Annotated in this window: 12 protein-coding genes; 7 read left to right on the top strand and 5 right to left on the bottom strand. The window is 68.2% G+C overall.

Going from position 1 to position 10,707, the window contains the following annotated elements; all coding sequences use genetic code 11:
* Nucleotides 1–47: 47 nt before the first annotated feature.
* On the bottom strand, nt 48–1,043 hold the full coding sequence (locus ACFW2G_RS32320) for a pirin family protein (RefSeq protein WP_384583082.1): 996 nt from the start codon (nt 1,041–1,043) through the stop codon (nt 48–50).
* A gap of 261 nt (nt 1,044–1,304) precedes the next feature.
* Here ACFW2G_RS32320 and ACFW2G_RS32315 point away from each other — a divergent pair, with 261 nt between their 5' ends.
* From ACFW2G_RS32315 to ACFW2G_RS32300, 4 genes are all read left to right on the top strand, one after another.
* A complete protein-coding gene (locus ACFW2G_RS32315; protein WP_384448219.1) occupies nt 1,305–1,763 on the top strand; it encodes a hypothetical protein in 459 nt (152 codons plus the stop codon).
* A 17-nt stretch (nt 1,764–1,780) separates the two neighbouring features.
* On the top strand, nt 1,781–4,168 hold the full coding sequence (locus ACFW2G_RS32310) for a hypothetical protein (RefSeq protein WP_384583079.1): 2,388 nt from the start codon (nt 1,781–1,783) through the stop codon (nt 4,166–4,168).
* Nucleotides 4,169–4,203: 35 nt separating this feature from the next.
* A complete protein-coding gene (locus tag ACFW2G_RS32305; protein WP_384448213.1) occupies nt 4,204–5,271 on the top strand; it encodes a hypothetical protein in 1,068 nt (355 codons plus the stop codon).
* Nucleotides 5,272–5,368: 97 nt separating this feature from the next.
* A complete protein-coding gene (locus ACFW2G_RS32300; protein ID WP_384448210.1) occupies nt 5,369–5,752 on the top strand; it encodes a hypothetical protein in 384 nt (127 codons plus the stop codon).
* Between the two features lie 41 nt (nt 5,753–5,793).
* On the opposite strand, the gene ACFW2G_RS32295 is transcribed toward ACFW2G_RS32300, so the two are convergent.
* The 4 genes from ACFW2G_RS32295 to ACFW2G_RS32280 form a co-directional block, all read right to left on the bottom strand.
* Nucleotides 5,794–6,258 carry a hypothetical protein gene (locus ACFW2G_RS32295; protein ID WP_384583076.1) on the bottom strand — a complete coding sequence of 155 codons (465 nt, stop codon included), beginning with the start codon at nt 6,256–6,258 and terminating at the stop codon, nt 5,794–5,796.
* A gap of 176 nt (nt 6,259–6,434) precedes the next feature.
* Nucleotides 6,435–6,902 (bottom strand): SseB family protein, encoded by a 468-nt coding sequence (locus tag ACFW2G_RS32290; protein ID WP_037920618.1) that lies wholly within the window; start codon nt 6,900–6,902, stop codon nt 6,435–6,437.
* A gap of 70 nt (nt 6,903–6,972) precedes the next feature.
* Complete coding sequence (locus ACFW2G_RS32285; RefSeq protein WP_384583073.1) at nt 6,973–7,176, bottom strand: DUF397 domain-containing protein; 204 nt, start codon at nt 7,174–7,176, stop codon at nt 6,973–6,975.
* The gene (locus ACFW2G_RS32280; RefSeq protein WP_384583161.1) at nt 7,157–8,008 is read right to left on the bottom strand and encodes a helix-turn-helix domain-containing protein; all 852 of its coding nucleotides are present in this window, start codon (nt 8,006–8,008) and stop codon (nt 7,157–7,159) included. The genes ACFW2G_RS32285 and ACFW2G_RS32280 overlap by 20 nt, the downstream gene beginning before the upstream one ends.
* 115 nt (nt 8,009–8,123) lie before the next feature.
* Here ACFW2G_RS32280 and ACFW2G_RS32275 point away from each other — a divergent pair, with 115 nt between their 5' ends.
* From ACFW2G_RS32275 to ACFW2G_RS32265, 3 genes are all read left to right on the top strand, one after another.
* Entirely contained in the window at nt 8,124–8,330 is a 207-nt protein-coding gene (locus ACFW2G_RS32275; protein ID WP_384583070.1) for a hypothetical protein, read from the top strand.
* Nucleotides 8,327–8,731, top strand: coding sequence for an ATP-binding protein (locus ACFW2G_RS32270; RefSeq protein WP_384583067.1), 405 nt, complete (start codon nt 8,327–8,329; stop codon nt 8,729–8,731). Before ACFW2G_RS32275 ends, ACFW2G_RS32270 begins: the two co-directional genes overlap by 4 nt.
* A gap of 67 nt (nt 8,732–8,798) precedes the next feature.
* The gene (locus ACFW2G_RS32265; RefSeq protein WP_384448259.1) at nt 8,799–10,625 is read left to right on the top strand and encodes an acyl-CoA dehydrogenase; all 1,827 of its coding nucleotides are present in this window, start codon (nt 8,799–8,801) and stop codon (nt 10,623–10,625) included.
* Nucleotides 10,626–10,707 lie beyond the last annotated feature (82 nt).

The following is a 10,707-nucleotide window of genomic DNA, read 5'->3' as shown; positions in this document are numbered from 1 at the left end:
CCCCCTTCCCGGGGCGCGGCCCGCAGTCGTGTCACGGCCTCACGCCGTCAGTCCTCCTCCGCCCGTCCCGCCCCGAGGTGGCCGAGACCGGTGCGGGCGGTGGTGGGGATGCGGCCCAGCCGGCCCGCCTGGAAGTCGTCGAAGGCCTGCTGGAGCTCGTGCCTGCTGTTCATGACGAACGGCCCGTAGTGCGCCATCGGCTCCCGGATCGGACGCCCGCCGAGGAGGACGATCTCCAGGTCGGGTGCGTGGGAGTCCTGCGACTCGTCCGCCCGCACCGTGAGCGATCCGCCCTCGCCGAAGACCGCCGTCTGCCCGGTGTGGACGGGCCTGCGGTCCTCGCCGACCGACCCGCGGCCGGCCATCACGTACGCCAGGGCGTTGAAGTCCTCGCGCCACGGCAGGGTGATCTGCCCACCCGGCGCGACGGTCGCGTGGATCATCGTGATGGGCGTGTGGGTGATCCCCGGGCCCTCGTGGCCGTCCAGCTCACCGGCGATCACCCGGAGCAGGGAGCCGCCGTCCGGGGTGGACAGCAGGGTGACCTTGCCGCCGCCGATGTCCTGGTAGCGCGGGGGCATCATCTTGTCCGAGGCCGGCAGGTTCACCCACAGCTGGAGGCCGTGGAAGAGCCCGCCGCTGACGACGAGCGACTCCGGCGGGGCCTCGATGTGCAGCAGGCCCGAACCGGCGGTCATCCACTGGGTGTCGCCGCCGTTGATGACTCCGCCGCCGCCGTTGCTGTCCTGGTGGACGAAGGTGCCGTCGATCAGGTACGTGACGGTCTCGAAGCCGCGGTGCGGATGCCACGGGGTGCCCTTCGGCTCGCCCGGCGCGTACTCCACCTCGCCCATCTGGTCCATCATGATGAACGGGTCCAGGTACTGGTAGTTGATCCCGGCGAACGCGCGGCGCACCGGGAATCCCTCACCCTCGAACCCACTCGGTGCGGTGACGACGGCCAGCACCTTGCGCGGGACGGCGGCCTGGGGCTGGGCCACGCGCGGAAGCGTCAACGGGTTCTCAACAGTCACTGCGGGCATGGTCAGGACCTCCTTCTGATCCGAGTTTAGTTGAAACTCGAACTTTCTGCCACCGGTCAGAACGCGGACCCCCCGTCCTCCATTCCCGGAGCGGCAACCCGCCCCGGCGACACACGGTCCGTGACACGCAACCGACACAGGGTGGCCTGAAGATCACGATCCACTTCCGGCACCCGATGCCTCGCCCTTCACACCCGCACACCTTGATAGAACTGACGTCCACGGCGACACGACGATCTCGAAGACACCACGGGGGAGACGATGGGTTTCGACGAGGAATGGGCCCAACTGCGCGCGGAGGCGACGGAGCGTCAGAACCCCGCCATGCGCCTGAACCAGCTCGCCGCACCGGACGGCGGCGGCGGAGGCGGAGGCGGCGGCTCGGCCGACTTCGGCAGCGACGAGTCGAAGAAGAAGATCGCATCCGGAAAGCTCGGCGGCGAGGTCAGGACGCAGACGGAGACCGCCGCCAAGAAGGCCGACGAGGAGACGGCCTCCGCCATCACCGCCTTCTCGGGCTGGGACACGGCGGCGGGCCTGAAGACGGTCGAGACGACCTGGGACAACCAGGTCAAGAACCTGCTGAGCCGCCTGGCCACGGAGTCCCACAACCTGGCCGTCACACGGCGGATGTTCCTGGGTCAGGACAACGAGATCTACAACGGCTTCCGCCCGCTGCTGAAGCCCGCGCCCGAGCCGGGCGTCGAGGCATACCGCTGAGAGGGGAGCAGTAGACCATGGGACTCACCTACAAGAAGGTCATGTCGACCCAGTACGACAAGCTCACCGCCGCGGCGAAGGCCTGGGACGACATGGCGAGCGACTTCAAGAAGGCGGAATCGGCCTACGCGGCGGCCACCCAGGGGCTGGCGCAGGGCAACACCACCTGGCAGGGCATAGCCCAGGGTGCCGCCTACACGAACTTCGCGGGCACGCAGTACGAGTACGGGGCCGCGCAGACGCAGGCGAAGGCCGTCGCAAACCTGCTGCGGGACGCGCACGGGCAGTTCACGGAGCTGAAGCAGCGACTGGAGTCGGTGGTCGCGGACGCCCGCAAGGCGAAGATGGCCGTCGACGACGAGGGCAACGTCCGCCCCGACCTGACCGCCCAGGAACGCTACGCGTACGTCCACGACCCCGACGGCCAGAAGCTGCTCGGGGAGTGGAACAAGGCGGCCAACGACTGGGCCGACCAGATCAAGAAGTACGTCAAGGCCTTCGAGGACGCCGACGCCGGCGTGAAGCTGGCCCTCGCGGGCGCCGTGAAGGACAGCAACAAGGACGCCATCACGGGCAAGGACGCCACGCGGAACGGCTTCAACGCGGACGCCAAGAGCGACATCGAGGAATACGAGCTGGAGTACGTCAAGGACGTCGCCACCCGGCTCAACAGCGGCGCGCCCGTACCGAACGCCGAGGTCGAGGCGTTCAACCGCATCATGCGCGACAACAGCAACCCGGCTTTCAAGCATCACACGGAGTTCGGCCGGGACTTCGTGGGCGTGCTGGGCGCCGAAGGCACGATCAAGCTGGCCAACACGCTCAACAACGTCGCGCACTCGGGTGATTCCGGCCGCAAGGGCCTCTACGGCGACACCAACAAGTCACTGGCCAACACCCTCGCCAACGCCACACAGATGGTCTTCGTCGAAGGGCAGAAGAACCCTGCCTACGGCACCAAGGAGTACCAGCAGGCGTTCGAGAAGTGGTCGAAGACCCCGGACGCGAAGTTCTACAACGACTTCATGGCCGACCTGAAGAAGGCGGGCCTCGACAGGTTCGACCTGGACGTAGCGGCCGACAAGGCCCCCATGACACGCGGCCAGGGCCAGGAGATCCGCGGCTACCAGGGACTGGTCACCCTCATGCAGCAGGGCGACGGCTACTCGCCCCAGTTCCTCGGCGACCTCACGGACCAGATGATCGACGCCGAGAAGAAGGACAAGGACGTCTGGGACCTGCACGGCAAGTTCGAGGGCAGCAAGGACGGCTGGTTCAAGAACGATCCGGTCGACGCAACGCTGGGGATCATGAGCCGCGACCCCGCGACGGCGACCGGATACCTCGACCCGAACGCCGACGGCGACAAGAACCGCCTGGAACACCTGCTGACGGAGCGCGACTGGAACATCGTCAACACCGTCGACTGGCGCGGCAACATCGAGATCTCCGGCTCCGACACCTTCGACAAGGACGTCCGGGCCGGCCTGGGCCTCGCCCTCGAAGCCGCCACCACCGGACGCCCGCCGGGATCGCCGGGCGAGGAACTCGGCCGCCACAGCGAGGCCGAGGCCCGCATCATGCACGACACGATCAACCTGCTCGACTACGGCGACGCGGAGGGCAAGGAGGGCAAGTCGGACCGCACCGGCAAAGCGGACGAGCTGCTCAAGAAGGAGGAGTTCGCCAACATGCGGGATCCCTTGGCACGGGCGTTGGTCACCTACACGCAGGACACCGGGGACATCCTCGCGGGCGACGGTACCGGTGGCCGAGTCGGAAAGAACGACGAATATGCGCACGGGGACGAGTCGCAGATCCAGAACAGCCGAACCAGCGTTCTGCGTTTCATGCGAGGAGTTTCCGACGTCCCCGAGGGCGAGGAGCCCAAGAACTTCAACATGCTGTATCAGGCTCAACTCGGCTACATGGCAGAGCAGCTCGCGTCCGAGACGTATCCCAACGGCGACGCGATCACGCCTCGCGCGCAGAAGATCGGCGAGGTCTACGGCAGCATGACCGCGCTGGGCGGAGACCTCCGCATCGGGCAGCTCGAAGCTCAGGTCTCAGATGCCAGCAACAAGCGATTCTACGGCTACCACGTCGGAGGCGGTCTGATCACCGGGATCCCCGTCATCGGCGATATGGCACAGCGCACGGTCGATATCGGACTCAACGAATGGCTTTCCGCAGTCACAGCGGAGAAGGGATTGGTGGCCAGGGAGGACCGGGCTACGCGGAACGACGCCGCCCAGGACGCACTCGACACCTTCTTCGAGAACTGGCACACGCAGCAGCCCGGCGGTGCTTCCGAAGGTGTGACCAACGTGGCGAAGGGTGAGGCTCAGCAGAGCTACAACGCCGGTCGCAGCAACACCATCGATGCTCTCAAGGCACGCGTCTAAAGCAGACAGAACCAGCCCGGAAGCAGGATCAAGGCATGAAGAACAAGAAGGCGATCGCCGCCGTCGCGAGCTGCACGGGTCTGTCAGTCCTCGCCGGGCTGTTCCTGTGGTGGGACACGAATGTGTTCGCCACCGCTGAACTGTGCGCGGGGAAGGTGGACGGCGGGCAGGCCGAGTCGGTCCTCGACACGCGCGGCCGTATCGCGGACGACGGGAAGAAACGCTCCGGAGAGAACACACGGTTTTCCTGCACAGTGAGCCGTACCAGCGGGATCACGGGGGCCGAGGAGCTGGAGATGGTGGTGAGCACCGACGTGGACACATCGGATTTCCAGTTCAATACGCACGTCTGGAAGAACGCCTCCAGCATGTCCTTCCTGTCGGGAGAATTCACCGGGGCGGTCTCCGGGACCCGGGGCTGGGTACTGCTGCCCGAGCAGTGCCGGAAGGAGGTCGCGGCCGTCGTGTGGGGCATACCCGAGGATTCCGACCAGGTTCCCTTTGTCCAGGCAGAACTCAAACAGGGAACAGTGGATCCCCAGAAGCTCGCGAGCATGCTTGCGGACACCGCGCGGAGGGTCGCATCCACTGCCGGATGCACCACCGACGCACCGGAGCAGATCCCGGAAGTGCAGCGGCCGACCGGCCCGGAGGCGATCACAGCCGATTCGGTTTGCCGAATCCCCGACTTCCGGCTGCCCGACAGTGCCGTGGCCAAGGACGCCGCACAGCTCGAACAGCAACGCACCAGCGGAGCGCATAAAGGCTCCTGGGCCTGCAACCTGTACCTGCCCGGTGAGGCCGCAGCCCAGCTGTCATTCGCTTCCAGCCTCGACCCGGGCATCGTCAGCGAGGGTTTGAAGGCAGGCCGCGAGTTCACCGCGCTGCCTGACGGCACGGGTGTGGCTGACGGGTCGCGTCGGGCCATCCTGAAGTGCGGAACCAAGGACGTTTACTTCGGCGTGCGCTGGGACTACGTCTACGCCAAGACGCTCAAGGACACGTATCGGTCGGGCCAGGCCGCCCAGGACGTCTTCCAGGCCTTCGTCGACGCCGCCGGAAAGCAGCACGGCTGCCCTGCCGTGAAGTTCCCGCGCGGCTGACCGGCCCCGCAGGACCCACCGACGACGGTTCGGCACGGGTCCCGCCCGTGCGGTGCGATGATCTTCCGTCCTTTCAATGCCAGCCAGAAGGAGAGACATGACCACCGACGCAGCGGACCGGCCAACGCCCGATCCCGCGGCCGCCTCACCGGCGCGCTCCGAGGAGCCGCGGCGGGCAGGACGCATCGAGGGGTGGTCGATCGTTTGGATGCTCCTGGCCATGGCCGTCTGGGGATGGTTCCTCTTCCTGATGCTCGCCGACTACGGCCCCGAGTACGGCAGCAGGCCCGAGTGCCGGGGCCCGCTGGTCGGCCCGCTGTCCGAGGACCGCTCGTGCCGCGACGCGCTGCGCGAGTGGCCCGCGCTGCTGGGGATCCTCGCGCTGGCCTCCATAGCGACCGTCGTCGCGGCGGCGACCACGGTTTACGCCAAGGTCCTCGACCGCCTCGAAGGCCGCGACTGGACCATCGGACGGCCGTAGGACTGGGACCCGCAGCACTATGCGGTGCTCCGTCGCCGCAGTCAGCGGCGGCGGCGCGCCGCCGGCCCGGAGCCAGCCCGGATCGGCGGGGGCCGCAGGGTCCGCAGGGCGACCGTGCCCAGCGCGACCAGACTCGCGGTCACGGCCAGGAGCAGGACCGCGTCGAGCGCGTCCTCCTTCTGGTGGACGCCCAGCACGGTCGTCCGTACGTGCTTCGTCGCACCCTCCGTGCCGCGCGGCCAGTCGACGCTCACCGCCTCGGGGAGCACGTGCCGGTCGTCCGGGACGAACGTGCTGTAGCAGCTCGTGGTCACTCCCTTGCCCGTGGCCCGCTCGTGACAGCTCACGGCGGTCAGCAGGCCGGGGGTCCCCGTCCAGCCCAGGGCGGCGGTGGCCAGTACGCCGGTGAGGGGCGCCGTCAAGAAGGACACCAGGGCGCAGACGACGCACAGTACGCGCCCCTGCCACGGCCACTCCGCTGCCGTACGGCTGCCCAATCCGGCCATCGCCCACCTCCGCCGATCCCGCCCGCAGCCGGATCCTCGCAGGGCGGCGGGTACGGAGGCGCTGCCGGGTACCGGCAGTCTTCGGCGTCCGTGGCGGCCACGCGGGCCTACGTGCGGGTGCGGACCGGGCGGCCGGCCGGACGGACGGCTCCCGGCCGTCGGCGCAGCCAGGGCGTCTAGCCGTACATGCGGCGCATCGCGAAGTCGACCATCTGCTCGACCGCCTTCGCGTCGAAGACCATCCGGTGGTCGCCCTCCATGTCGAGGACGAAGCCGTACCCGGTCGGCAGCAGGTCGATCACCTCGGCGCCGGTGATCACGAAGTACTTGGACTCCTTGCCGGCGTACCGGCGCAGCTCCTTCAGCGTGGAGAACATGGGGATGACCGGGTGCTGCGTGTTGTGCAACGCCAGGAAGCCCGGGGTTTCACCGCGCGGGCAGTAGACCTTCGACGTCGCGAAGATCTGCTGGAAGTCCTCGGCGGCGAGCTGACCGGTGGTGAAGGCACGTACGGCGTCCGTGAGTGACGGCGGGGACGGCTCCGGGTACAGCGGCGGCGTCTGCTGCGCGTAGCCCTGCTGCGGCGGAGGCTGCTGCGCGTAGCCCTGCTGCTGGGCGCCCGGGTTCTGGTCGTAGCCGTACATGGGCCGAAGCCTACCGAGCGCCTGCAGCCGTACCGGCCGGTACCGGCCACCGATCCCCTGCGGGGTGCGGTCAGCAGCCCTTCAGCGCGGCCACGAAGGGCCCCCAGGCCGCGGCGCTGACCACGACCACCCCGCCGTCGGGCCGCTTGGAGTCCCGGACGGGGACCACCCCGCTGGCGCCGTCCGCCACCTCGACGCACTCACCGCCACTGCCATTGCTGAAGCTGCTCTTGCGCCAGCGGGCCGACGTCAAGTCAATTTTGATGCTTGCCATTTCGGAAGTCCTCTGCAACTGCATCGATCCTGGCCAGGGATGCCTCAGGTGACAGCGCGGCGGCCCTGAGCAGATCGTACGACCTGCGGTAGTCCTTAACGAGGGCCGGAAAATCGATGAGCTGGCCACTGTGGAGACCTTCCGTGTACACCACGGGCGGCGCATCCGGGAACGTCATGAGCCTGATCATGCCCATCATCATCGGGTGGGCAGCCACGGTTTCCGGAAGGAGCTGCAAAACGCTCTGCGTAGAGCGGACCACGTTCGCGATGTGCTCCAGCTGATCCGCCATCTCCTCGGGCGAAAGCAGCGCGTTACGCATCAGCGACCCGTTCAAGATCGCCCAAAAGGCAGGGCGATCCTCGCGGTCCCAGAGCTTCGCGCGCTCCATACGCGCCTTGATCTGCGTCTCCACGACAGCTGGCCGAAGCCATGGCAGCGACGTGCGCACGACCGCCCTGGCGTACGGCTCCGTCTGCAACAGTCCAGGAATGATCATCGGCGCCCAGTCCTCGATCGTCTCGGCGAACGGCTCCATCTCCGCGACGTCCGCGAAGTACTCCGCATGTCCGGACTGCTTCGCCCGCCGTGCATCTTCACAACGGCGCTCGAAAAAGCCGTCCGTCCCCAGCCGCACGTCCACGTGCCGGGCCAGGTCCGGCGGCATCCGACGCTCCCCGCGCTCGATCTGGCTCAGGAACGGCACGCCCCTGAAGCTGCCCTCGGCCAGCTGGTCGAGCGTGAGCCCGGCGGCCTCCCGCTTGTAGCGGAGTTCCGCTCCGTAGAACGACGGCACGTTCGCCGATGCGTCCGGGTCCTTGCGAGCCGGCACAACCCACCACCGCCATTTGCCACTTGTCCAGCGCAACCGGAAACCCTTCCCAAGGTACGCGGCAGGGCGCCAGCCTGTGAGGGCTTCGTCACACTCCGCCACGGAAGGGTTCGTCATGAGCGACCACCCCCACGACCGCGAGGCCGTCGCGGCCCTCGACGCGCTGCGCGGCGCGCTCGCCGCGCACGGGATCACCCTGCCCTCGCTGGACCTGCACCTGCCCTCCTACGCCGGGCGGTACGGCACGCCACCCCTGATCACCCTCGGCAACTGCAGCGCCACCACCGCGCAGCGGATCGCCTCCGCACTGGCGAAGCGGTGAACGAACTCATCATCCGGCTGCTCGCCACGCCCCAGGCGGCCCCCGTGCTGCGGCACGCCGTGCGGGAGCACCTCGGCCCGGAGTCCGGCGACGCCCAGCTGTGCGTCACCGAGCTGCTGGCCAACGTCGTCCGCCACCTCGGCGAGGGCACGCCCGTCACCCTGCGGATCAGCGGAAGGGCAACCCGTACGCGGGTCGAGCTCACCGATCCCGCGCCGGGGGTCCGGCCCGTACGACGGGAGGCTGCCGGGGACGAGGAGTCCGGGCGCGGGCTCGCCCTGCTCGACGCCCTGGCCGCGCGATGGGGGGTCACACAGGGGCGCGGCACCAAGACGGTGTGGTGCGAGCTTGACCCTGGTCACAGTCGGCACGGAAGGGTTGCCGTTATTACCGACGGGTAGCATCATGTTGTTACCGATTGGTATGTACGAGGAACCTGTCTCCCCGAGCCTTAACGGAGCCGTCGCCATGGGGCACTACAAGTCGAATCTCCGCGACATCGAGTTCAACCTCTTCGAGGTGCTCGGCCGCGACCAGCACTACGGCACCGGTCCGTTCGAGGAGATGGACACCGAGACCGCCAAGAGCGTCCTGTCCGAGATAGCCCGCCTCGCCGAGAACGAGCTGGCCGAGTCCTTCGCGGACGCCGACCGCAACCCGCCCGTCTTCGACCCGGAGACCAACACGGCGCCGGTCCCGGCCTCCTTCAAGAAGAGCTACAAGGCCTTCATGGACTCCGAGTACTGGCGTCTGGGCATCCCGGAGGAGATCGGCGGCACCGTCTCCCCGCGCTCCCTCGTCTGGGCCTACGCGGAGCTCCTGCTCGGCTCGAACCCGGCCGTGTGGATGTACTCCTCCGGCCCGGCCTTCGCCGGCGTCCTCCACGAGGAGGGCAACGAGGCGCAGAAGAAGATCGCGCAGATCGCCGTCGAGAAGCGCTGGGGCTCCACCATGGTCCTCACCGAGCCGGACGCCGGTTCGGACGTGGGCGCCGGCCGCACCAAGGCCATCCAGCAGGAGGACGGCTCCTGGCACATCGAGGGCGTGAAGCGCTTCATCACCTCCGGTGAGCACGACATGGAGGAGAACATCCTCCACTACGTCCTCGCCCGCCCCGAGGGCCACGGCCCCGGCACCAAGGGCCTGTCCCTCTTCCTCGTCCCGAAGTTCCACTTCGACTGGGAGACCGGCGAGCTGGGCGAGCGCAACGGCGTGTACGCCACGAACGTCGAGCACAAGATGGGCCTCAAGGCCTCCAACACGTGCGAGATGACCTTCGGCGACCAGCACCCCGCCAAGGGCTGGCTGATCGGCGACAAGCACGACGGCATCCGCCAGATGTTCATGATCATCGAGTTCGCCCGCATGATGGTCGGCACGAAGGCCATCGCGACGCTCTCGACGGGCTACCTGAACGCCCTGGAGTACGCCAAGGAGCGCGTGCAGGGCCCGGACCTGGCGAACTTCATGGACAAGACCGCGCCCAAGGTCACCATCACCCACCACCCCGACGTGCGCCGCTCGCTGATGACGCAGAAGGCGTACGCCGAGGGCATGCGCGCCCTCGTCCTCTACACCGCGACCGTCCAGGACGAGATCCAGGTCAAGCAGGCCGCGGGCGAGGACGCCTCCTCCCTCGTCGGCCTGAACGACCTGCTCCTGCCGATCGTCAAGGGCTACGGCTCGGAGAAGTCCTACGAGCAGCTCGCGCAGTCCCTGCAGACCTTCGGCGGCTCCGGCTACCTGCAGGAGTACCCGATCGAGCAGTACATCCGCGACGCCAAGATCGACACCCTGTACGAGGGCACCACGGCCATCCAGGGCCAGGACTTCTTCTTCCGGAAGATCGTCCGCGACCAGGGCGCCTCGCTGAACATCCTCTCCGAGACGATCAAGAAGTTCCTGGCCGAGGCCGTCGGGGGCGAGGAGCTGGCCGGCGCCCGCGACGCGCTCGCCAAGGCCGCCGTGGACCTGGAGGCCATCGTCGGCCAGATGATCGTCGACCTCACCGCCACCGGCGAGGACGTCAAGAACATCTACAAGGTCGGCCAGAACACCACCCGCCTGCTGATGGCCTCCGGCGATGTGGTCGTCGGATACCTCCTGCTCAAGGGCGCCGCCGTGGCCGCCGAGAAGCTCGCGACGGCCTCCGCCAAGGACGTCCCCTTCTACACCGGCAAGATCGCCGCCGCGAAGTTCTTCGCCGCCGAGGTCCTCCCGGGCGTCTCCGTCCAGCGCCAGCTGGCCGAGGCCGTCGACAACTCCCTCATGGAGCTCGACGAGGCCGCCTTCTAAGGCACCCCGCCCCGCCCGCAGCACCGCAGCACCACTGCGCCGCACCCGCACAGCGGCCGGGTCCCCGCAGGGGGACCCGGCC

This window comes from Streptomyces sp. NPDC058880 (assembly GCF_042742535.1).
Lineage (GTDB): Bacteria > Actinomycetota > Actinomycetes > Streptomycetales > Streptomycetaceae > Streptomyces.
The sequence above is the reverse complement of the archived record's forward strand: the minus strand, read 5'-3'. Positions and strand labels throughout refer to the sequence as shown.

Excerpts from the sequence above, each read along its gene's own strand:
- ACFW2G_RS32320 (WP_384583082.1), bottom strand. The coding sequence starts at position 1,043 with ATGCCCGCAGTGACTGTTGAGAACCCGTTGACGCTTCCGCGCGTGGCC.
- ACFW2G_RS32315 (WP_384448219.1), top strand. The coding sequence starts at position 1,305 with ATGGGTTTCGACGAGGAATGGGCCCAACTGCGCGCGGAGGCGACGGAG.
- ACFW2G_RS32310 (WP_384583079.1), top strand. The coding sequence starts at position 1,781 with ATGGGACTCACCTACAAGAAGGTCATGTCGACCCAGTACGACAAGCTC.
- ACFW2G_RS32305 (WP_384448213.1), top strand. The coding sequence starts at position 4,204 with ATGAAGAACAAGAAGGCGATCGCCGCCGTCGCGAGCTGCACGGGTCTG.
- ACFW2G_RS32300 (WP_384448210.1), top strand. The coding sequence starts at position 5,369 with ATGACCACCGACGCAGCGGACCGGCCAACGCCCGATCCCGCGGCCGCC.
- ACFW2G_RS32295 (WP_384583076.1), bottom strand. The coding sequence starts at position 6,258 with ATGGCCGGATTGGGCAGCCGTACGGCAGCGGAGTGGCCGTGGCAGGGG.
- ACFW2G_RS32290 (WP_037920618.1), bottom strand. The coding sequence starts at position 6,902 with ATGTACGGCTACGACCAGAACCCGGGCGCCCAGCAGCAGGGCTACGCG.
- ACFW2G_RS32285 (WP_384583073.1), bottom strand. The coding sequence starts at position 7,176 with ATGGCAAGCATCAAAATTGACTTGACGTCGGCCCGCTGGCGCAAGAGC.
- ACFW2G_RS32275 (WP_384583070.1), top strand. The coding sequence starts at position 8,124 with ATGAGCGACCACCCCCACGACCGCGAGGCCGTCGCGGCCCTCGACGCG.
- ACFW2G_RS32265 (WP_384448259.1), top strand. The coding sequence starts at position 8,799 with ATGGGGCACTACAAGTCGAATCTCCGCGACATCGAGTTCAACCTCTTC.